At 68.2% G+C, this 21279-nt stretch carries 15 protein-coding genes; 8 read left to right on the top strand and 7 right to left on the bottom strand.

Annotated elements, in window-relative coordinates; genetic code table 11:
- Nucleotides 1-9: 9 nt before the first annotated feature.
- Nucleotides 10-1641, bottom strand: coding sequence for a cytochrome ubiquinol oxidase subunit I (locus tag AC5RVV_RS00480; protein ID WP_493999505.1), 1632 nt, complete (start codon nucleotides 1639-1641; stop codon nucleotides 10-12).
- Between the two features lie 188 nt (nucleotides 1642-1829).
- Here AC5RVV_RS00480 and AC5RVV_RS00475 point away from each other — a divergent pair, with 188 nt between their 5' ends.
- Both AC5RVV_RS00475 and AC5RVV_RS00470 read left to right on the top strand, forming a co-directional pair.
- Entirely contained in the window at nucleotides 1830-2219 is a 390-nt protein-coding gene (locus AC5RVV_RS00475) for a BlaI/MecI/CopY family transcriptional regulator (protein ID WP_493999504.1), read from the top strand.
- Between the two features lie 5 nt (nucleotides 2220-2224).
- Nucleotides 2225-3196 carry a M56 family metallopeptidase gene (locus AC5RVV_RS00470; protein ID WP_493999503.1) on the top strand — a complete coding sequence of 324 codons (972 nt, stop codon included), beginning with the start codon at nucleotides 2225-2227 and terminating at the stop codon, nucleotides 3194-3196.
- Here AC5RVV_RS00470 and AC5RVV_RS00465 read toward each other — a convergent pair.
- Nucleotides 3193-5304 (bottom strand): DNA gyrase/topoisomerase IV subunit B, encoded by a 2112-nt coding sequence (locus AC5RVV_RS00465; RefSeq protein ID WP_493999502.1) that lies wholly within the window; start codon nucleotides 5302-5304, stop codon nucleotides 3193-3195. The two genes, AC5RVV_RS00470 and AC5RVV_RS00465, sit on opposite strands and share 4 nt — an antisense overlap.
- Nucleotides 5305-5554: 250 nt before the next feature.
- Between AC5RVV_RS00465 and AC5RVV_RS00460 the strand changes: the two genes are divergently transcribed.
- Nucleotides 5555-5776 carry a DUF7455 domain-containing protein gene (locus tag AC5RVV_RS00460; protein WP_493999501.1) on the top strand — a complete coding sequence of 74 codons (222 nt, stop codon included), beginning with the start codon at nucleotides 5555-5557 and terminating at the stop codon, nucleotides 5774-5776.
- A gap of 281 nt (nucleotides 5777-6057) precedes the next feature.
- Here AC5RVV_RS00460 and AC5RVV_RS00455 read toward each other — a convergent pair whose 3' ends face one another.
- The 4 genes from AC5RVV_RS00455 to AC5RVV_RS00440 form a co-directional block, all read right to left on the bottom strand.
- Nucleotides 6058-7332, bottom strand: a complete 1275-nt coding sequence (locus tag AC5RVV_RS00455; RefSeq protein WP_493999500.1) for an RNA polymerase sigma factor — start codon at nucleotides 7330-7332, stop codon at nucleotides 6058-6060.
- 250 nt (nucleotides 7333-7582) lie between these two features.
- Nucleotides 7583-8866 (bottom strand): DUF4192 family protein, encoded by a 1284-nt coding sequence (locus AC5RVV_RS00450; protein ID WP_493999499.1) that lies wholly within the window; start codon nucleotides 8864-8866, stop codon nucleotides 7583-7585.
- A gap of 116 nt (nucleotides 8867-8982) precedes the next feature.
- Nucleotides 8983-10338: an MFS transporter gene (locus tag AC5RVV_RS00445; protein WP_493999498.1), complete on the bottom strand. Its 1356-nt coding sequence runs from the start codon at nucleotides 10336-10338 to the stop codon at nucleotides 8983-8985.
- Between the two features lie 33 nt (nucleotides 10339-10371).
- Nucleotides 10372-11310, bottom strand: coding sequence for a proteasome assembly chaperone family protein (locus tag AC5RVV_RS00440; RefSeq protein WP_494001242.1), 939 nt, complete (start codon nucleotides 11308-11310; stop codon nucleotides 10372-10374).
- A gap of 312 nt (nucleotides 11311-11622) precedes the next feature.
- Here AC5RVV_RS00440 and AC5RVV_RS00435 point away from each other — a divergent pair, with 312 nt between their 5' ends.
- The 5 genes from AC5RVV_RS00435 to AC5RVV_RS00415 all read left to right on the top strand — a co-directional run bounded on the left by AC5RVV_RS00435 (nucleotide 11623) and on the right by AC5RVV_RS00415 (nucleotide 17700).
- Nucleotides 11623-13146: a leucyl aminopeptidase gene (locus AC5RVV_RS00435; protein WP_493999497.1), complete on the top strand. Its 1524-nt coding sequence runs from the start codon at nucleotides 11623-11625 to the stop codon at nucleotides 13144-13146.
- Between the two features lie 181 nt (nucleotides 13147-13327).
- Nucleotides 13328-14710: a dihydrolipoyl dehydrogenase gene (gene lpdA / locus AC5RVV_RS00430; protein ID WP_493999496.1), complete on the top strand. Its 1383-nt coding sequence runs from the start codon at nucleotides 13328-13330 to the stop codon at nucleotides 14708-14710.
- Nucleotides 14711-14821: 111 nt separating this feature from the next.
- The gene (gene sucB, locus AC5RVV_RS00425; RefSeq protein WP_493999495.1) at nucleotides 14822-16561 is read left to right on the top strand and encodes a 2-oxoglutarate dehydrogenase, E2 component, dihydrolipoamide succinyltransferase; all 1740 of its coding nucleotides are present in this window, start codon (nucleotides 14822-14824) and stop codon (nucleotides 16559-16561) included.
- A gap of 175 nt (nucleotides 16562-16736) precedes the next feature.
- Nucleotides 16737-17096 carry a hypothetical protein gene (locus AC5RVV_RS00420; protein ID WP_493999494.1) on the top strand — a complete coding sequence of 120 codons (360 nt, stop codon included), beginning with the start codon at nucleotides 16737-16739 and terminating at the stop codon, nucleotides 17094-17096.
- Nucleotides 17097-17268: 172 nt separating this feature from the next.
- Nucleotides 17269-17700, top strand: coding sequence for an OsmC family peroxiredoxin (locus tag AC5RVV_RS00415; RefSeq protein ID WP_493999493.1), 432 nt, complete (start codon nucleotides 17269-17271; stop codon nucleotides 17698-17700).
- Between the two features lie 73 nt (nucleotides 17701-17773).
- Here AC5RVV_RS00415 and AC5RVV_RS00410 read toward each other — a convergent pair whose 3' ends face one another.
- The gene (locus tag AC5RVV_RS00410) at nucleotides 17774-21274 is read right to left on the bottom strand and encodes a S41 family peptidase (RefSeq protein ID WP_493999492.1); all 3501 of its coding nucleotides are present in this window, start codon (nucleotides 21272-21274) and stop codon (nucleotides 17774-17776) included.
- Between the last annotated feature and the right edge of the window lie 5 nt (nucleotides 21275-21279).

Genomic DNA, 21279 nt, shown 5'->3' with positions numbered 1-21279 from the left:
GGAGCCGGTTCAGTACGCGAACGCGAGCACGTCATCAGGGTCTTTTCCGTTCCCGTCCGTTCCGTCTCCGTCCTTGCCGCGGCCGCCGGTGCCGCCGTCGTCGTCCTTGCCCGTGCCATCCGCGGACGCCGCGGGCAGCAGCTCGGGCATCGCCGCCGGCACACCGCCGCGGCAGTAGGCGGCGAGCAGCTTCACTTCCACCACCAGCAGCGAGCCGTAGACCAAGGTGAAGGCGCTGAGCGAGAAAATCAGCTCCCCCAGCGAGACGCCCGGCGACACGGCCGCGGCCGTGAACATAAAGACGTTGTCGATGCCGTCGGGATCCGGGTTGGGTGCCACGACGAACGGCTGGCGGCCCATTTCGGTGAAGATCCAGCCCGCCGAGTTGGCGCCGAACGGGGCCAGGATTCCGAACACGGCCAGCCGCATCAGCCACTTCGATTCGGGCACCGTGCCCTTGCGCACCACCCACAGGGCGGCGGCGGCGGCCGCGGCGGCCAGCATGCCGAAGGTGATCATCATCCGAAAGCCCCAGTAAGTGACTTCCATGACCGGCACGTAGTCGATTTCGCTGCCGGCGCGCTCGCCGTAGATCGGGTTGTCGGGCAGGTGCGTTCCGAAGCGCTCCTGGTACTCCGGCAGCAGGCTGTTGATGCCCCGGATCTCGGTGTCGAAGTCGCCGTTGGCCATGAAGGAGAGCAGTCCGGGCAGCTCCACCACGGCGACCATGTCGTCGCAGTCGTTGGAGCCGAGGTCGCCGACCGTCAGGATGGAGAAGCCCGTACCGTCGTGGCAGGCGGCCTCCGCCGCGGCCATCTTCATGGGCTGTTGCTCGAACATCAGTTTGGCCTGCAGGTCCCCGGTGAGGGACACCCCGGCGAAGGAGACGACGGCGACGACGGCGCCGATCCGCAGCGAGCGGAGCCAGACCTTGTGGTCGGCCGCATCCCTGCCGCGCGCCGGGTCGGATCCGACGACCACCGTGCCGTCCGGGCCGACGGTGTCGATCCCGTCGCGGCGGCGCTTCCACAGGTGGTACCAGCTGATGCCCAGCAGGAAACCGCCGGCCACCGAGGTGGCGCCGAAGATGGTGTGCGGGAAGGCCACCAGCAGCGTGTTGTTGGTCAGCACCGCCCAGACGTCCACCATCACCGGCCGCCCGTCGATCATTTCGACGCCGACCGGATGCTGCATCCAGGAGTTCGCGGCCAGGATGAAGTAGGCCGAGCAGACAGTGGCCAGCGAGGCACCCCAGATGCTGAGCAGGTGCACCGCTTTGGGCAGCCGGCCCCAGCCGAAAATCCACAGCCCCAGGAAGATGGACTCGACGAAGAACGCGAGCAGCGCCTCCATGGCCAGCGGCGCGCCGAAGACGTCGCCGACGAAGCGGCTGTACTCGCTCCAGGCCATGCCGAACTGGAATTCCTGGACCAGGCCGGTGGCCACGCCCATGATGAAGTTGATCAGGAACAGCTTGCCCCAGAACTTGGTCATCCGCAGGTACTGGTCCTTGCCGGTCCGGTACCAGGCCGTGTGCATGATTGCGACGAGCAGTCCGAGGCCGATGGTCAGCGGCACCATGAGGAAGTGGTAGACAGTGGTGATACCGAACTGCCACCGCGCGATTTCAAGTGCTTCCATTGCCGCTGCCTCCCGGACTGACCTGGGTTCCGGACTGCGCCGAAACTCATTTCTACAAGCCGTAGAACTTAATCTTCTACGAACTGTAGAACATTTGCACGAAAGACGGTAAATTAGAGACCAAGAGCACGGTCGCGGAAAGGTTTTGCGCGCCGTAGATGCGACGTTAAGAGACGAAAAGGAACCAGATGGCTACTCTCGGAGATTTGGAACGGGCGGTCATGGACGTGCTGTGGTCCCAGAACGCCGCCGATCCAGCAGAAGGCGGACTGACCGCCAATGAGCTGCGCGACACGTTGGCGCAGGTCTCCGCGGACGGGGCGGACGGCAAGGAACTGGCCGTCACGACGGTGCTGACGGTCCTGTCCCGGCTCGAGAAGAAGGGGCTGGTCCAGCGCGGCCGCGACATCCGCCCGCACCGCTACCGGGCGGTGACAAGCCGTGAAGAGCACACCGTGGAGCTGATGCACGAGGTCCTGGGCTCGGCCCCGGACCGCGAGGCCGTCCTGGCCCGCTTTATCGGCACGGTCACCGACGAGGAAGCGGAAACCCTGCGCAAGATCCTCTCCTCCAACTGACCTGAATGTTCCTGGCCTCCTACCTGCTGGCCGCCATGGCGGTCATTTTGGCGTGGCCTGCTCCCATCCTGCTCTCGCGGGCACGTTGGACGGCCCGCAGTCCCGGGACGGCGCTGGTGCTCTGGCAGGCCATCGCCCTGGCCGGCGGCCTGTCCATGATCGGCGCCATGCTCACGTGGGGCTTGGAACCGCTGGGAGACCACCTGCTGGCCGGCCTCCGTGGCCTGACCGGCCTTCTGCTGGACGACAGTCCGGACACCGGCCTGGACCTGGTGCACGTGTTCGCGCTCAGCGCCGCCCTGCTGCTGACCGTGCACCTGGTCTTCACGCTGCTGCTGACCTACTACAAGATCCGCAAACAGCGCGGCCGGCACCGCGACCTGCTAAATCTGCTCAGCTCCCCGTCCGAAGACTCCCCGCGCACTTTGGTGATCAACCATCCGGCGCCGGTGGCCTACTGTCTGCCCGGCGGCGGCGGATCCGTCACGGTGCTCTCGAACGGGCTGCTCGAGTTGCTCTCGCCCGACGAACTGCACGCCGTCATGACGCACGAAAAGGCGCACCTGGAACAGCGCCACGACCTGCTGCTGTGGGCCTTCGCCGCCTGGCGGGCGGCCCTGCCCTGGCTCCCCACCTCCAAGCTGGCCCGGACGGCGGTGAACGAGCTGATCGAGATGCTCGCGGACGACCATGCCCTGAAGACGTCGGCCCGCGAGACGCTGGTGCGGGCGATCGCCGTCGTCGCCGCCGGTGAGCGGCCGGCGACGGCAGGCCCGGCCGCCGGCCTGGGCGACCCGGCGAAGGGTTTGCTCGGCGCCGCCGAGGCGGAGTCCTTTGTCACCGCGCACCGGCTCCGGCGGCTGCTCTCCCCCGTTCCGGCCCTCGGCGGGGCGGCCCGGTCCGCGGTGCTGCTGGCCGCGGCATTGCTGCTGGCAGTGCCGACCGTCCTGCTGGTGGCACCCGGGCTGGCGGCCTAGGCGTCGATCCGTTCCCGGTCCAGCATGGAGGCGCCGGCCACGATGAACTCCTTGCGCGGTGCCACGTCGGAGCCCATCAGCAGGTCGAAGGAACGCTCGGCCGCTTCGGCATCCTCGATCCGCACCCTGCGCAGCGTGCGGTGGCGGGGCTCCATGGTGGTCTCGGCCAGCTGGTCGGCGTCCATCTCGCCCAGGCCCTTGTAGCGCTGGATCGGCTCCTTGTACTTCCGGCCGTCCTTCTCCAGGGTGGCGAGCAGTTTGTGAAGCTCGTTTTCCGAGTAGGTGTACACCACCTCGTTGGCCTTGGAGCCCGGATTGATGATCTCCACCCGGTGCAGCGGGGGCACCGCGGCGTACACGCGGCCGGCGTCGACCAGGGGGCGCATGTAGCGGAAGAAGAGCGTGAGCAGCAGCGTGCGGATGTGCGCGCCGTCGACGTCGGCGTCCGTCATGAGGACGACCTTGCCGTAGCGGGCCGCGTCCAACTGGAAGCTGCGCCCTGACCCGGCCCCCACCACCTGGATGATGGCCGCGCATTCGGCGTTGGAGAGCATGTCGCCCACCGACGCCTTCTGCACGTTGAGGATCTTGCCGCGGATCGGCAGCAGCGCCTGGTGGTCGGATGAGCGGGCCAGCCGTGCCGTGCCCAACGCGCTGTCGCCCTCGACGATGAACAGCTCGGAGCGTTCGACTTCGCTGGTGCGGCAGTCGATCAGCTTTGCCGGCATGGAGGACGTCTCCAGCGCATTCTTGCGCCGCTGCGTCTCCTTGTGGACGCGGGCCGAGATGCGGGACTTCATCTCGCTGACGACCTTTTCCAGCAGCAGCGCGGATTGGGCCTTGTCCCCGCGGTTCGAGGACCCCAGCTTGGCGGCCAGCTCCTTTTCCACCACGCGGGACACGATGGCGCGGACGGCGGAGGTGCCCAGGATCTCCTTGGTCTGGCCTTCGAACTGCGGCTCGGCCAGGCGCACGGTGAGCACCGCGGTGAGTCCCGCGAAGACGTCGTCCTTCTCAATCTTGTCGCTGCCGGCCTTCAGCTTGCGGGCGTTCGCCTCGATCACCTTCCGGAAGGTTTTCAACAGCGCCTGTTCGAAGCCGGCCTGGTGCGTGCCGCCCTTGGGGGTGGCAATGATGTTCACGTAGGAACGGACCGTGGTGTCGTAGCCAATGCCCCAGCGCAGGGCGACGTCCACGTGGCAGTCGCGGTCGACCTCGGCGATCTTGCTGTGCCCGTTTTCGTCGAGTACCGGAACGGTTTCCTTGAACTTGCCGGAGCCGTGGAATCGCCAGACATCCGTGACGGCGCTGTCGTTGGCCAGGTATTCGACGAATTCGGCAATGCCGCCGTCGTGGTGGAACACTTCCTCGATCGGGCCGTTCTCGCCGGCGGTGCCGGCCAACCTGCGCTCGTCGCGCAGCGTGATCTTCAGCCCCGGAACCAGGAACGAGGTCTGCCGCGCCCGGTTCTGCAGCTCTTCGTAGGAAAACTTGGCGTCCGGGGTGAAAATCTGCCGGTCGCCCCAGTACCTGATGCGCGTTCCGGTCACGCCGCGCTTGGCGGTACCGACCACTTCCAGTTTGGAGCCCGTGACGAACGGCTCGAACGCGGACTCCGGGCCCGGCCCCCTGCCCGTGTCGATGAACTTGCCCGGCTCGCCGCGGCGGAAGGACATTTGGTACGTCTTGCCGCCGCGGTCCACCTGGACATCCAGGCGGGACGACAGGGCGTTGACCACGCTGGCGCCGACGCCGTGCAGGCCGCCGGAGGCCGTGTAGGAGCCACCGCCGAACTTGCCGCCGGCGTGCAGCTTGGTGAACACCACTTCGACGCCGCTCAAGCCGGTCTTTGGTTCAATGTCCACCGGGATGCCGCGGCCGTCGTCGTGGATCTCCACCGAGCCGTCCGGGTGCAGCGTGATTTTGATGCTCTGCCCGTACCCGGCCAGCGCCTCGTCGACGGAGTTGTCGATGATTTCCCAGAGGCAGTGCATCAACCCGCGGGAATCCGTGGACCCGATGTACATGCCCGGCCTCTTGCGGACGGCTTCCAGCCCTTCCAGGACGGAAAGATGGCGTGCTGTGTACTCAGACTTCGTTGGCGCCACGTGTACGAGTGCTCCTTGGCAGACAGAACTGCGGTCCTTGGCCGCGGTCCGCCGCGAATAACGGACCGTTACTAGGCTAATCCCCTTTGCGGGCGGGCTTGTGCACCGCGCCGGGGCGCACGCCGGCATGTGACGGAGCTCCCGGCTGTTACCCACACGTGATACGCGGTGAGCGAAAGTGACCCCATCTTGCGAAGATTTCCGCGCTTCGGATGGTTCTATGGATAGACGCACTCGTAAGGAGGTCATCATGACGACAGCAGTAGCCCCCCGTGAACTGACCGCATTGGATCGATGCGACCGGTGTGGTGCCCAAGCCTATGTACGGGTTGTCCTGGCCTCCTCCGGCGGCGAACTCCTCTTCTGCGGGCACCATGCCCGTCAGCATGAGCCGCAGCTTCGCTCCAAGGCCTCGGAATGGCAGGACGAAACCAGCCGGTTGACCGAAAAGGCCGGCGCCGCCGCCGAATAGGTTTCCCCGGGAACGGCTGCAGCGGCAGCCCGTTCCCGGTGCGGTCCGTCAGGTCCGCCCGGTTCCCGGTCAAAGGGCGCCGTTCCCCGCAGGGGGAACGGCGCCCTTTGCGTCTCCGGAACCCTTTCCGTCGGGCACCCGCGTACCTGACGCCGCAACGCGGGACCCCTTCCCCTCCCCTGCTCCCGCCGGCTAACGCAGCAGGGCCGGCCCCTTGCCGGTGGCCGGTTAACGCAGCAGGGCCGGCCCCTTGCGGGTGCCGGCCCTGCTGCGCAGTCGGATTAGTCCAGGTAGTCGCGGAGTACCTGCGACCTCGACGGGTGCCGCAGCTTGGACATGGTCTTGGATTCGATCTGGCGGATGCGTTCCCGCGTGACGCCGTAGACCTTGCCGATTTCGTCTAAAGTCTTCGGCTGGCCGTCGGTGAGTCCGAAGCGCATGGCCACCACGCCGGCTTCGCGCTCGGACAGCGTGTCCAGCACCGAGTGGAGCTGTTCCTGCAGCAGGGTGAAGCTGACCGCGTCGGCGGGAACCACGGCTTCGGAGTCTTCGATCAGGTCGCCGAACTCCGAGTCGCCGTCTTCGCCCAGCGGCGTGTGCAGCGAGATCGGCTCCCGGCCGTACTTCTGGACCTCGACGACCTTTTCCGGCGTCATGTCCAGTTCCTTGGCCAGCTCCTCGGGAGTAGGCTCGCGGCCCAGGTCCTGGAGCATCTGGCGCTGCACGCGGGCCAGCTTGTTAATGACTTCCACCATGTGCACCGGGATGCGGATGGTGCGGGCCTGGTCCGCCATGGCGCGGGTGATGGCCTGCCGGATCCACCAGGTCGCGTAGGTGGAGAACTTGAAGCCCTTGGTGTAGTCGAATTTCTCGACGGCACGGATGAGGCCCAGGTTGCCCTCCTGAATCAGATCCAGGAACAGCATGCCGCGGCCGGTGTAGCGCTTGGCCAGCGAGACCACCAGGCGGAGGTTGGCTTCGAGCAGGTGGTTCTTGGCGCGCTTGCCGTCGTGGACAATCTGCTCCAGGTCGCGCCGCAGGCGCGTCTCCATGGTGCCGTCGTCCTTGGCCAGCTTCTCTTCGGCGAAGAGACCGGCCTCGATCCGCAGCGCGAGGTCGACTTCCTGCTCGGCGTTCAGCAGGGCGACCTTGCCGATCTGCTTCAGGTAGTCCTTGACGGGGTCGGCGGTGGCGCCGGCCGAGACCACCTGCTGGGCGGGGGCGTCGTCGTCGTCGGCGTCGGAGTATACAAACCCGGACCCGGTCTCGCCTTCCTTGCCCTTCTTGGCGCCGGCTTCCTCGGTGGCTTCTACATCTTCCTCCGTCGGCTCCGGCTCAACCTCGGGATCCTCGTCGACTTCTTCTGTAGCCAGCTCGGCGGTGTTCGCCGCATCCTTCTTGGCGGCGGCACCGGGCTTGCGGCCGCGCCGTTTGGGAGCAGCTTCCGCCGCTGCCGCTGACTGGGCGCCCGCGCGCTTGGTCGTCGCGGACTTTTTCGGAGCGGAGGCAGCAGTCTCCTCATCGGGAGCTGCAGCAGTCTTCTTGTCCGGTGACACAGAGAACCTTTCGTACGGCGGTCTGTGACGCTACCTGCGGGTAACACCACTATGACCCTGTCAAGTCCGTGAATGAATTCAAACCAAGCCACGGACGCAGGGTCTGCATGGCATAACCTGATCCGCGGCGGCGATATTCCCGCAGGAACTACCGCTGTTTGAAACACGAACCCAACCGGGTCTCGGTTCCCATTGTCTCACGATTCAGACCGCCGGATGAACTGATTTTCGACCCCCGCGGACGCCGCGGTCAGGCCGTCAGGTGCCTCCGGCCCGGCCAGGCCGTCTCCCGCCGGCGCGCCCACATCGGCAGCATTCCGCTGTCCGCCAGTTCCCGCACCAGTTCCGCCAGCCGGTAGCCGGGCCATTCGCGAAGGCATGCTTCGGCGCGTTGATGCGCATGCGTACCGCGCCCCCGGGCCCATTCGATCCAGGCATGCAGCGTGCCGGCGGCAGCGCGGGAGCGCCCCGTTCCGACCGCGTGCAGGCGGGAGAGCAGGTGTGCCGTGGCGTCCACGCGATCCCAGTCCGGAGCGTGGGGCGACTCGCCGATCAGGATTTTGGACCAGCCCCGGGCTGCCGCAGGATCGCCGGACCCGGGCAACGGAACGGCGGGCGGCACGGCGCCCGCCGCAGGGTCCGTGTCATCGAGGAGACCGGACGCCTCGGCCCAGAGGAACGCCGTCTCGGGACTGCTGCAGGCGAAGATGGCGACACCGTCCCGTACCGCGTTGTCGGTCAGGCTCGCCAGCAGGAAGGCCTGCGCTTCGGCCGTGAGGGTTCCGGCTTGGTGCGCTGCCAGGGAATGCTCCCAGCGGCGGAGGGTGTGGAAGTAGAAGGCCGCATGGGTCCACCCTCCCGCGGTTTCCGCGGCCAGCCGGTCCGCCTCCAGCTGTATCCCGGCCGCCACGTCCGGTGCCACGTCAGCCGCGGACGCTGCCGGCGGCGGTGCGGCGGCAGCCCCCGCCTTCCGGCCGGACGCGGCGGCCGCGTAGGGTGCGCCGGAGGTTGCGGCCCGTGGGACGGCCACGGCCTCCGCTGCGGATGCCGCATAGGTGCTGCCGCTGTAGACAAGTTCGGCGTTCAGGGCACTGTCCCGGATCTGTGACACCGGACGCCCGGGCAGCGGACAGCATTCGGTGTCGCCGCAATACAGCTCGCGCCAATGCCGTGGGCCAACCGTCCAGCCCGCGCGGACCGGCAGCCCGGCGGCGGACAGGGAACGGCCGAGGGCGGCCACGAGCCGGGCATGGGGCGGCCGCTCCGGCGAACGCCAGGGGTGGTCCGTGTACAGGATGAGCAGCGCGGAGTCGGCGTCCTCATCGGAGCGCAGATAGTCCGCCGCTGTTTCGGCAAACAGTTCGAGGTGGCAGCCGTCCCCGCTGGCGGGGAGGTCCAGGCGGAGGGTCGCGCCCAAACGGCCTTGGGACACGGCCAGCAGCACCACGCTGTCGGCGGGAAGGAATCCCAGCGCATGCGGCACGAAACCGAGAATGTCGACGGAGCGGCGGGCGGTGAACTTCTTCTTCTCCATGACAGGAGCCTTCCGCCGCTGCCTGCCCGGCGGCCAGCCGAGGGCGCTCCCCTGTGGACAAGTGCCCTGCAGAAGCCCAGGTGGAGGGAAGGTGCTCAACCCTGGAGGGAGGGTGCTTACCCGCCCCGGGTTCCGCCGTTCCCCCTGCGTTCCCGGATCCGTTGGCGCCGCCGGCGGCGCTCCCGTGCCAGCGCGTCACGCAGCGGCGGCACGGTGATCCCGCCGTGCGACATCCGGGTACGCACGCGCTTGCGCACGGCCAGCATCGCCAGCGTGCCCGCAATCAGGAAGAGGAACTGGAGGCTGAAGGCCAGCTTGAACGAGTCCAGCGCGTACAGGTCGCCCTGCGAGAACCCGCTGGCCAGCAGGGCATCGAGCACCACGCCCATGCCGAGCATCACCAGCAGCGCCGAGATGAAGCCGCCCACGTTGACAATTCCGGTGGCCGTTCCGGCGCGGCTGAGCGGATTAAAGGTCCGGGCGAAGTCGAAGCCGATCATGGAACCCGGGCCGCCGACCGCCACGGCCATGACCAGCAGCAGAAGCAGCCAGAACGGTGCCGGACCCGGGTAAACCAGCACGCACAGCCAGGCGGCCGACATGGCCCCGACGATCAGCAGGACCATCGTGGAGCGCCGCAGGGGATGCCGGCCCACCCAGCGGCCCAGCAACGGGCCGGCGACGAAGGAGGTCATGACCGCTGCCGTCATCAGCACTGAGGCTTCCGTCGGCGTCAGGCCCTGGGCCGACACCAGGAACGGGTAGCCCCACATGAGCATGAACACGTTCGCGGGGAACTGGACCGTGAAATGGGTCCACAGTCCCAGTCGCGTACCCGGTTCCCGCCACGCTTCGGCCAGCGACGCGCCGGTCTGGCGCAGCGTCGGCTGCGGGGCCGTCCGCCGGGGGCCGGGCTCGTTGCGGACCACCGCGAGGGCAAGGACAAAGGCCACCGCGGAGAGCGCGGCAACAGAGAGGAAAGCCGGCGTCCAACCCGCAAGGTTAAGGATGGCCACGAACGGGATGACGCTGATCAGTTGGCCGATCTGGCCCAGCTGGCCGGTCAACTGGGTCAGCAACGGGATGTGCTTGCCGCTGAACCAACTGGGCAGCAGCCGCAGCACGGACACGAAGGTCATCGCGTCGCCGGCACCGACGAGGACGCGTCCGGCCAGCCCTTCGGGGACGGAGGACGCGAAGGCCAGGGCGGTTTGCCCGGCCAGCATCAGCACGGCCCCTCCGGCCACCATCATCCGGGGCCCGTATTTGTCCACCATGAGGCCGACGGGGATCTGCAGCCCCGCGTACACCACCAGTTGAACCACGGTGAACGTCGACAACGCGGCGGCGGTGGCGTCAAAGCGCTCGGTGGCCTGCAGGCCTGCTACGCCGAAGGTCGTCCGCTGGGTGATCGCCACCAAATAGGCGAATATCCCGCTCCCCCACACCCACCAAGCACGCCGCGAATCCATTGCTCCATCTTGCCCACGGCCCGGCGCGCGGGACTAATCGGCGTCGCCGGGCCCCGCGGAGGCTCCTTCGGCGCCGTCGTCGTCGGTGGCGGGCTGGGTGGCCAGGAAGGCCTCCACTGCCGCGCCGATCTCGTCGGCGTCGGGCAGCTCTTCGTTGTCCTTGACCAGCAGCGAGCGGCGCTCTTCGTGCCCCGCGTACTCGTCGTACCGCTCTTCCAGCCGGCCGACCACCCGCTGGACGTCCGCAGAATCCTGTACCTGCCGGTCGATTTGGCTCTCAACCTCGCGTCCGGTCTCGCGCAGCCGGTCTGTGGGCAACGTCAGCGAGGTGGCGGCGCCGATGTACTCCAGCGCCGCGACGGCGGCCGGCGGGTACTGGGCGTCGGACAGGTAGTGGGGCACATGGATGGAATAGCCGACGACGTCACGCCCGGCCTCCGCGAGGCGCATTTCCAGCAGCGGGCCGATGCCGGCCTGCAGCTCCGCCTGGGGTTTCCAACTGGTGATCCCGTCGATCAGGTCCTGCCGCGAGCCGTGGACGGTGACGCCGATCGGGCGGGTGTGGGGCACCGGCATGGGAAGCGACTGGACCCACGCGACCAGCCGCGTCTGGAGCCGGTTCGCCACCCAGACGACCGCCCGGGAGAACCGCTCCCACTGGTAGTCCGGTTCAGGGCCGGTCAACAGCAGGAACGGCGTGCCGAGCCCGTCGACCAGCCGGTACAGCTCGATGGCGGGGGCTTCGTAGTCGGTGAAACGGTCGCCGGCGAAGGTGATGCGGGGCCGCCTGCTGCGGTAGTCCACCAGTTGGTCGGCGTCGAAGGAGACGACCAGCTGTGCGTCGAGCTCGTCGAGCAACTCGTCGCCGATCTGTTCCACCACGTGGCCGGCTTCGGCAGCACCGGTGAATCCCATGACGAGATCAAGCCCGCGCAGCGCAGGCGAGTCGAATAACTCCGCGTTGGTCGACATCAGCGACCGTGGATCCAGCAATGTGCCCTCCGTTCCGGCATCGTCTTTCCCTGCCGTGCATGGCTCTCTCGCAATGTTCAGCGCCCCGGCGGGCGGAAAAATTCCTGCCCGCGGACCGGGACAGCGCGTGCGCGGCACCGCATCCGGAGCCGGAGAGACTACGATCGACAGGTGCAGGCCCTGTTCCGGCCAACCTTTCAAAGGCTCATTCCTGCTGGAACTACTGTAGACACAACGGTAAGCAACCGGTGAACGGCGGCGGGCACTACCCGTCCGGCCGGCCGGCTGTAGGAGAAGTTAGGACAGATCTGCGTGATCCCCACGACCGAGCTCAAGCTCAGCGCCATTGCCAAAGATGTCAAAAAGGCCAAGTCAGCCGCCCTCGTCATTGCGGTCGGGCAGGACGGAGACGGTCCGGTCCTGCTGGAGAATCCGCTGCCGGCCAAGGCGTCGAAAACGCTGCAGGACTCCCTTCCGCTGCTCGGCGTCACCGGCGCGGCCGACGAGGTACACCGGCTGCCGGGGCTGCCCGGGGCCGGGGCGGACGTGGTGGTGCTGGCCGGCGTCGGGAAGCTGCTCCCCGGGCAGGCGTTGACGGAAGAAACCCTGCGCCGCACCGCCGGCTCGGCGGTGCGCCAACTGGCAGGGGTCCGCTCGGTGGCCCTCGGCCTGCCGGCCGGAACAGTCGCCGAAGCGGCGGCCGTCGCCGAAGGCGCCGCCCTGGGCGCCTATGACTTCAGCGATCACCGCACCCGGGCGGCCGGGGCCCGCGGCCCGGTGGCGGAAGCCACCGTCATCACGCCGGTTGCCGGCGACAAGGAACTGGCGAAGGCACTCAAGCGGGCCTCGGTGCTGGGACGGGCGGTCAACGCTACGCGCTCCTTGGTCAACCAGCCGCCGAGCCACCTGTACCCGGAGTCGTTCGCCGAGGCGGCCACCCGGATGGCCCGGAACCTGCCTGTCAAGGTCACCGTCCTGGACGAGGGCCGGCTGGCGAAAGACGGTTACGGGGGCCTGACCGGTGTCGGCAAGGGATCCAGCCGCCCGCCCCGCCTGGTCAAGGTGGAATACGCGCCGGTCCGGGCCAAGGCGAAGCTCGCCTTCGTGGGCAAGGGCATCACCTTCGACTCCGGCGGCCTCTCGCTTAAGCCCGCCACGGGCATGATGACCATGAAGTGCGACATGGCAGGCGCGGCCGTGGTGCTGAACGCCGTCCTGGCGATCGCCGAACTGGGACTGCCGGTGAAGGCCACGGCGTGGCTTTGCCTGGCGGAGAACATGCCGTCCGGCACCGCGTCCCGGCCCTCCGACGTCTTAACCATGTACGGCGGCAAGACGGTGGAAGTGCTGAACACCGACGCGGAAGGCCGGCTGGTCATGGCCGACGGACTGGCCGCCGCCAGCGAGGAACATCCCGACGTCCTGTTGGACGTCGCCACCCTGACGGGTGCGCAGATGGTCGCGCTGGGAAGCCGGGTGGCCGCGGTCATGGGCGAAGAACCCGTGCGTGATGCCGTCAAGGCCGCCGCCGACCGGGCGGGGGAACTGTTCTGGCCGATGCCGCTGCCGGAGGAACTCCGTCCCAGCCTGGACTCGCAGGTGGCAGACCTGTCCAACATGGGCGACAAGTACGGCGGCATGCTGACGGCCGCGATCTTCCTGCGCGAGTTCGTGGGCGAATCCGGCGGCGTGCGCATCCCGTGGGCCCACCTGGACATCGCCGGCCCGGCCTTTAACGAAGGATCCCCGCACGGCTACACCCCGAAGGAGGGCACCGGCGTCGCCGTCCGCACGCTGGTGGCCTACGCCGAGGATGTAGTGGCCCGCAGCTCCTAAAGGCCCGCGCCCCACGGCACGCCCGCGTGAATCCGCACACAATCCGGCCCGTTGGGGCCGTCACCAACTAGATGATGGTATGCGGGAGGGCTAAGGTGAGACCCAACCAACTTCGTTCGTCAACCCCAATCAACTCATCGACGTGTCACCACACGTTGCGAACACGCGAGGGAGCGTTCACGTGGCCGATTCGGCAACAGCGCAAGAATTCGACATCCTGATCCTCGGCGGCGGCAGCGGCGGTTATGCCGCTGCCCTCCGCGCCGTGCAGCTGGGCTTCAGCGTCGGTCTGGTGGAAAAGGGCAAGCTCGGCGGCACCTGCCTGCACAACGGCTGCATCCCCACCAAGGCGCTGTTGCATTCGGCCGAGCTGGCCGACCACGCCAAGGACGCCGCGAAGTACGGCGTGAACGTGAGCCTCGATTCCATCGACATGGCCGCCGTCAATGCCTACAAGGACGGTGTCATCGCCGGGAAGTTCAAGGGCCTGACCGGCCTGGTCAAGTCCAAGGGCATCACCGTCATCGAAGGCGAAGGCAAGCTCGTCGGCAAGGACACCATCGAGGTCGGCGGCACCGCCTACAAGGGCAAGAACATCGTCCTGGCCACCGGCTCCTACTCCAAGACCCTCCCCGGCCTGGAAATCGGCGGCAAGGTCATCACGTCCGACCATGCCCTGAAGATGGACACCCTGCCCAAGAGCGCCGTGGTGCTCGGCGGCGGCGTCATCGGCGTCGAGTTCGCCTCGGTATGGAACTCGTTCGGCGTTGACGTCACCATCGTCGAGGGCCTGCCCTCGCTGGTGCCCAACGAGGACCCGGCCATCATCAAGCAGCTCGAGCGCGCGTTCAAGAAGCGCGGCATCAAGTTCAACACCGGCGTTTTCTTCGACAAGGTGGAACAGAACGACGACGGCGTGGTGGTCACCCTCGCCGACGGCAAGACGTTCCAGGCCGACCTGATGCTTGTTGCCGTCGGGCGCGGACCGAGCACCGCAGGCCTGGGCTTCGAGGAAGCCGGCCTGACGGTTGACCGCGGCTTCGTGATCACCAACGAGCGTCTGCACACCGGCGTCGGCAACATCTACGCCGTCGGCGACATTGTCCCGGGCGTCCAGCTGGCCCACCGTGGATTCCAGCAGGGCATCTTCGTGGCCGAGGAGATTGCCGGCAACAAGCCGGCCCTCATCGAAGACATCAACATTCCGAAGGTCACCTACTGCGATCCGGAGATTGCCTCCGTCGGCCTCAGCCAGCCGCAGGCCGAGGAGAAGTTCGGCAAGGACAACGTGGAGACCGTCGAGTACAACCTGGCCGGCAACGGCAAGAGCTCGATCCTGGGCACCAGCGGCATGATCAAGATGGTCCGCGAAAAGGACGGCCCCATTGTGGGCATGCACATGATCGGCGGCCGCATCGGCGAGCAGATCGGCGAGGCGCAGCTGATCGTCAGCTGGGAAGCCTACCCGGAGGACGTCGCGGCGCTCATCCACGCGCACCCCACGCAGAACGAGGCCCTCGGCGAGGCCGCCATGGCGCTGGCCGGCCGCCCGCTGCACGGCTAACAAGCCCTCCCCTGGTGCACCCGTCCCCGCCGGGCGGGTGCACTAGGCTCAAGACAAGACTCGATGTACCGGCCAGGCCGGAAAATAGACTCAAAGGAGAACGGGCACCACATGTCTGAAACCGTGAACTTGCCCGCCCTCGGTGAAAGCGTCACCGAAGGCACTGTGACCCGCTGGCTGAAACAGGTCGGCGACCGGGTCGAAGTCGACGAACCCCTGCTCGAGGTTTCCACCGACAAGGTCGACACCGAGATCCCCTCTCCGGTAGCCGGTGTGATCGAAGAGATCCTGGTCGCCGAGGACGAAACCGCCGACGTCGGAGCCCCGCTGGTGCGCATTGGCGACGGTTCCGGCTCCGGCGAGGCAGCCGAGGAAGCGCCGGCGGCTCAGGAGGAGGCGGAAGCCCCCGCCCAGGAAGCCCCCGCCGAGGAGGCCCCGAAGCAGGAGGAGCCCCGGCAGGAAGCCCCCGCCGAGGAGGCCCCCGCCGCCGGTTCCGGCGAAGGCACCGAAGTCACCCTCCCGGCCTTGGGCGAAAGCGTGACCGAGGGAACGGTCACCCGCTGGCTGAAGCAGGTGGGCGACACCGTCGAGGTCGACGAGCCGCTGCTCGAGGTCTCCACCGACAAGGTAGACACGGAGATCCCGTCCCCGGTGGCCGGCACGATCCAGGAAATCAAGGTCGCCGAGGACGAGACCGCAGAGGTCGGTTCGGTGCTCGCCATCATCGGCACCGGTGCCGGCCCCGCCAAGGCGGAGCCGAAGGAAGCCGAGCCGGTGGCCGCAGCGCCTGCCGAGGAACGCGAAGCCCCGGTGGCTGAACCGTCCGCCGAACAGCCTGCCGCAGAAGCCCCCAAGGCCGAGGCTCCCAAGGCCGAGGTTCCGGAGGCGGCAGCCCCCCAGGCAGCCCCGGCCGCCGCCGAGCCCGCCGCGGGCCCGGACGCCGGTTATGTCACCCCGCTGGTCCGCAAGCTGGCCAACCAGCACGGCGTGGACCTGTCCAACGTCAAGGGCACCGGCGTGGGCGGACGCATCCGCAAGCAGGATGTGCTGGAGGCGGCCGAAACCGCCAAGCCGGCCGCAGCACCGGCAGCCACCGCGAAGGCTCCGGCGGACGCCGCGGCCTCGGCCAAGCGCGGCACCGTCGAGAAGGCACCGCGGATCCGCCAGGTGATCGCCCGCCGGATGCGCGAATCGCTGGACGCCTCCACCCAGCTCACCCAGGTCCACGAGGTCGACATGACCAAGGTGGCCAAGCTGCGCGAGCGTGCCAAGAAGTCCTTCCAGGAGCAGAACGGCGTCAAGCTGACGTACCTGCCCTTCATCGCCAAGGCCGTCGCGGAGGCGCTGAAGCAGCATCCGAAGCTGAACGCCGAGTACGACGAGGAAAAGCAGGAGATCACCTACCACAACGCAGAGCACCTGGCGATTGCGGTGGATACCGACAAGGGCCTGCTGGTCCCGGTGATCAACGACGCCGGCAGCCTGAACCTGGCCGGCCTGGCGGGCAAGATCGCCGATGTTGCCGCACGTACCCGCAGCAACAAGATCGCTCCCGACGAGCTCTCCGGCGGCACCTTCTCGATCACCAACATCGGCAGCGTCGGCGCCCTGTTCGACACGCCGATCATCAACCAGCCGCAGGTGGGAATCCTCGGTACCGGCGCCATCGTCAAGCGGCCCATGGTTGTCCAGGATGAGAACGGCGACGATTCGATCGCGATCCGCTCGATGATGTACCTGTCCCTGACCTACGACCACCGTTTGGTCGACGGCGCGGATGCCGGCCGTTTCCTGCAGACACTGCGGGCGCGTCTGGAAGCCGGACAGTTCGAGGCGGATCTGGGCCTCTAGCCGGCCTGCCCCGCGCGACGCACGGATGAGCGGCGGGCTGCGTTCCAGTGGACGCAGCCCGCCGCTGTGCTTTGCCCCCTCGGCCCGCCCCGCCGTACTACGCTAGGTAGAAAAACCCCGTGCCGTCGCGGCATGGCGCGGATCTGCGTGCCTCCCCGGCCGATAAGCTGGGCCTATGGACATCCTTTACAGCGTTTTCGTCTTCCTGCACATCGTCGGTGCTGCCATGATCGTCGGCATCTGGATCGGCAACATGAAGAAGCCCACGGTCCACCCGCGCCAGTTCGACGGCGCCGCCTTGCAGGTCATCACCGGCGTCATCATGATGGGCCTGATTCCGGCCATGCCCGAGGACTTTGAAGATCCGAACTATGTGAAGCTGACCATCAAGCTTGTCATCGGCCTCGTCGTGGCCGTCCTCGCTTTCATCGGCCGCCGCAAGTACAAGGCCGGCGAGCCGATTTCCACCGGCCTGGCCCACTCCGTGGGCGGCCTGGCGCTGCTGAACGTCGCCATCGCCACCCTCTGGAACTGACCCTACGATTTTCCGTGCTGCGGCCGGCCCCGACCCGGGGCCGGCCGCAGTGGCTTAAACCCGTGCCGCCGGACAGTCCGGCGCAACTCCCCTAGGATGAGGATGACGGCACCGGCCGCCTTTGGCCGGGACCGGCGGAAAACGCATCCGTACATCGACCAAGGAGGACCATATGGCTTCAACACGTTCTGCCAGCACCGAGTGGAATGGCGACCTGTTTAGCGGCAGCGGCCAGACTACGTTCGAAACGTCCGGGATCGGCACCTACGATGTCACCTGGAAGGCACGTGCGGACCAGTCCGAAGGAAAGACCAGCCCCGAAGAACTGCTGGCTGCCGCCCACGCCACCTGCTACTCGATGCAGTTCAGCAACATGCTCAAGGAGAACGGGACCACCGCCGAGAGCATTAGGACCTCGGCGGCCGTGGATTTCGTGCCGGGCACCGGAATTACCGAGATTCGCCTGACCGTGAACGCGACCGTGCCCGGGATCAGCGAGGACGATTTCCAGCGCCTGGCCTCCGGTGCCAAGGACACCTGTCCTGTTTCCGGCGCCCTGGCCTCCGTCCCGAGCATCACGATTGATGCCACCCTGGCCGGCTAGCGCACAAATCTTCGTCGAAGAACCCCGGGCACCTTTCGATGTGCCCGGGGTTCTTCAATGTTCAGCCCGGCGCTCAGCCGGCCTCTTGCGGACGCGGCGGCAGCGGTCCGGGACGCAGCACGGGATAACCGGCCCGCGCCGGCGGCTGGTCGGTGGGCAGTTCGCCCAGCATCTCCTTGAGGATGCCGACGCTGTGCTCCAGCTGCGGGTCCTCCCCCGCCCCGTACGCGTGCGGCGGGAACGGCACCTCGATGTCCGGATCCACCCCGTAGTTCTCCACGCCCCAGCCCACGCCCTGGGTGAACCAGAACGCGTACCGCGGCTGCGTGACACCGGTGCCGTCGGCCAGCGAGAACTTCGCGTCGATGCCGACCACCCCGCCCCAGGTCCGCGTCCCGACCACGGGGCCGATTCCGCGCAGCTTGCTCACCTGGGTGATGATGTCGCCGTCGGACCCGGCGTATTCATCCGTGAGGACGACGACGGGGCCCCGCGGCGCGTGGGCCGGGTACGTGCCCGGCTGCTCGCCGCGGGCGAGGTTCCAGGCGGTGACCTTCCGGCCGATCAACTCGGCAACCAGCTGGGAGGTATGGCCGCCGCGGTTGCGCCGTACGTCGATGACGAGCGCGTCCTTGGCGGTCTCCACGTCCAGGTCGCGGTGTAGTTGTGCCCAGCCGCGCGCCACCATGTCAGGAATGTGGAGGTAACCGAAGCGTCCGTTCGATGCCTCGCGGACATTGCGGCGGTTCCCGGAGACCCAGTTCTGGTACCGGAGCCGCTCTTCGTCGCGGATGGGGATCACCGCGATCCGCCGCTGCAGGCCGGCTTCCGGGCTGCCCGCCCCGTTGACGATGGTGAGCTCGACCGTCTTGCCGGCCGCGCCGGCCAGCAGCGGCGCCGGGCCTGCCAGCGGGTCCACGGGGATGCCGTCCACCGCCGCGATCACGTCCCCCGGGTCGACGGCTGCGCCCGGAGCTGTCAGCGGAGACATCGCCAGCGGGTCCGACGATTCGCCGGCGAGGATCCTCTGCACGGTCCAGCCCGCCTCGGTCCGCGCCAGGTCGGCGCCGAGCCGTCCCTGTTTCCCGGAGCCGGGCTCGGCGACCGGCGGGGGCGAAACGTAGGCGTGCGAGGTGCCGAGTTCGCCGTGCAGCTCCCAGAGCAGGTCCACCAGGTCGTCGTGCGATCCAAGCCGCTCGACCAGGGGCCGGTAACGGTCGTAGACGCCTTGCCAGTCCAGCCCGGCCAGGTCCTCGGCCCAGTAGAAGTCGCGCTGCAGCCGCCAGGCCTCGTCGAACGCCTGGCCCCAGACCTTGAGCGGTTCGAGCGTGACCCGGATCCGGCCCAGGTCGACCTGCACGCTCTCGGGCGAGTCGTCGTCGACCTTCCCGGCGGCCGGCACGGCCTTCACCTGTGCCTTGTGCACGTACACGATCCGCTTGCGGTCCTGGGACACCTCGTAGGAATCCAGCGCCGGCACCAGCACGGAAACCTCCCGGCGGGAGAGGTCGAACCGCTCCAGCCGCTGGGACTGCTCCGGCTCCTCCGCCGACGCACGGCCTTCTCCGGTGACACCGGCGGGGTCACTGGCCAGCCACAGCAGGGCTCCGTCTACCGCGCTGAGGTCGGTGTAGCGGCCCTGCCGGACCGGGACCGGGATGATCCGCTCGCCCAGCCGTTCGGCGTCCACCACCATGTCGGCGACGGCGGGCGTGGCCTGGTCCTCCCCGTTCGGGGATCCGTCGTGATCCTTCCCGGCCGACGGCGGCGCGTCCGGCAGCGTGCCGTGCACCGACGGACCGAACGGCGAAGACGTGGCTGCGGCCAGGGCCACCAGGAACGGCTTGGTCGATTCGGGAAAACCCAGGTCGAAGCTGTGGGTGGAATAGACCGGATCGAAGCTCCGTTCGGAGAGGAACGCGGCGAACTTGCCGTCCGGGGTGAACGCCGGCCCATGGTCGCGGAAGCGCCCGTCGGTCACGTCGACGATGCCGCCGGTGCCGTCGGCCCGGGCCAGCCGGAGACGCGTGCGGGTGCCCTCCGCGGTCACGGGCTCGGTCCACAGGATCCAGCGGGAATCCGGTGAGAAGACCAGCTCGCTGATCGCCCCGTGATCGGTGCCGGAGAGCCGGCGGAGCTGAGCGCTGGCGGCGTCCAGGACCAGTACTTGGCCGTATTCGGTGGCCACTGCCGCCAGCCTGCCGTCCGGACTGGCGGCAAGCGCGCTCACCCGGTCCGGGCCGGGCAGCTCGACGCGGCGCAATTGCTGCGGCTCGAGCGCCTCGGCGGAACGGGCGTCCGGTTCCCCGCCGCCGCTTCCGCCGCCTTGCCGTCCGCCGGACCGCACCTCCACGATGGGCTGGGACTGGGTCGGATGGACGACGGCGGAGGCCGACACCGGGCGCGGCAAGCCGTCGGGCTCCGGTTCGGCGGGGGCCGGCGCGGCTGCGGCGGGAGCAGGCTGGTCGGCCCGGGACAGCTGTTCGAAGACCTGGCGGATGTAGAGGGCTTCTTCGCCGTCATGGTCGGCGACGTAGACCACCCGCGTGTCGCCGAGGGGCCGCGCGAGCCGGGCGCGGACGCCGGGCGTCGATTCCACCGCGCGCGACGGGCCGTCCCGGTGGGTCAGCCAGTGCACCGTGCCGTGCGTTTCGATGACGGAGGCGGTTCCCTTGGGATTCGGCACGGCGGAGGCCAGGTGCTTTGCCACGTCGAGCGGGCGGCCGCGGCGGCTCGTTGATGCCGAGCCCAGCGTGATCTCAAGCCGGCGCGGCGCGTCCGGGGAGTCGAGGGAGTCCAGGACCCAGAGTTCTCCGGCGGATTCGAAGACCACGCGCGTGCCGTCCGTCGCGGCATGGCGGACGTAGAAACCGTCGTGGTCGGTGTGCCGGCGCAGGCCTTTTCCATCCGGCCGCACCGAATACAGGTTGCCGTAACCTTCGTGGTCGCTCAGGAACGCGATCCGGTTGCCGATCCACATCGGGTCTGCCAGGTTGCCGTCGAGTTCGGCCGCCAGGCGCCCGAACTCGCCGCCGCCGTCCCGGTCGATCCACAGTTTTCCGGCCGTTCCGCCGCGGTAACGCTTCCACCACGCCGGTTCGCGCGAGAGCACGCTGCCGACCACGACCGGACGCTCGTCGCCGAGTTCCGGCCCGAACGCGATCGAGTCCACGGGGCCATAGGGCAGGACCCGGGCGTCCGAGCCGTCCAGCGGCACGGCGTAGGCCCAGGTGTGACGTGATTCTTCCCGTTCGAAGGAACTCGTCACCAGGGCGTGGCCCGCTGTCGTGAATCCTTTTACCTTCGTGCTGGCGTGCCCCCAGTAGGTCAGTTGGCGGAATCCCCCGCCGTCGACCGACGCCGTGACAGCCTCGGGGGCGCTGGCCTGCACCACGCTCCAGGCCAGGTGCTGCCCGTCGGGCGAGAACCTCGGGTTCCGGGCCGGCAGTTGCAGCGACGAAACACGCCACGCCCGGCCGCCGGCAAGGGGTGCGACCCACACATCGTCCTCAGCGACGAACGTGACCAGATCGCCGTGCACGTGCGGGTAGCGGAAGTAGCTCGATGAAGTCATGCCTC

Source organism: Arthrobacter sp. MDT2-34-1, assembly GCF_059091365.1.
This window is presented reverse-complemented; position numbering and strand designations above follow the sequence as displayed.

Excerpts from the sequence above, each read along its gene's own strand:
- AC5RVV_RS00450 (WP_493999499.1), bottom strand. The coding sequence starts at position 8,866 with ATGGAGAAGAAGAAGTTCACCGCCCGCCGCTCCGTCGACATTCTCGGT.
- AC5RVV_RS00470 (WP_493999503.1), top strand. The coding sequence starts at position 2,225 with ATGTTCCTGGCCTCCTACCTGCTGGCCGCCATGGCGGTCATTTTGGCG.
- AC5RVV_RS00415 (WP_493999493.1), top strand. The coding sequence starts at position 17,269 with ATGGCTTCAACACGTTCTGCCAGCACCGAGTGGAATGGCGACCTGTTT.
- sucB (WP_493999495.1), top strand. The coding sequence starts at position 14,822 with ATGTCTGAAACCGTGAACTTGCCCGCCCTCGGTGAAAGCGTCACCGAA.
- AC5RVV_RS00445 (WP_493999498.1), bottom strand. The coding sequence starts at position 10,338 with ATGGATTCGCGGCGTGCTTGGTGGGTGTGGGGGAGCGGGATATTCGCC.
- AC5RVV_RS00460 (WP_493999501.1), top strand. The coding sequence starts at position 5,555 with ATGACGACAGCAGTAGCCCCCCGTGAACTGACCGCATTGGATCGATGC.
- AC5RVV_RS00410 (WP_493999492.1), bottom strand. The coding sequence starts at position 21,274 with ATGACTTCATCGAGCTACTTCCGCTACCCGCACGTGCACGGCGATCTG.
- AC5RVV_RS00420 (WP_493999494.1), top strand. The coding sequence starts at position 16,737 with ATGGACATCCTTTACAGCGTTTTCGTCTTCCTGCACATCGTCGGTGCT.
- AC5RVV_RS00475 (WP_493999504.1), top strand. The coding sequence starts at position 1,830 with ATGGCTACTCTCGGAGATTTGGAACGGGCGGTCATGGACGTGCTGTGG.
- AC5RVV_RS00440 (WP_494001242.1), bottom strand. The coding sequence starts at position 11,310 with ATGTCGACCAACGCGGAGTTATTCGACTCGCCTGCGCTGCGCGGGCTT.
- AC5RVV_RS00480 (WP_493999505.1), bottom strand. The coding sequence starts at position 1,641 with ATGGAAGCACTTGAAATCGCGCGGTGGCAGTTCGGTATCACCACTGTC.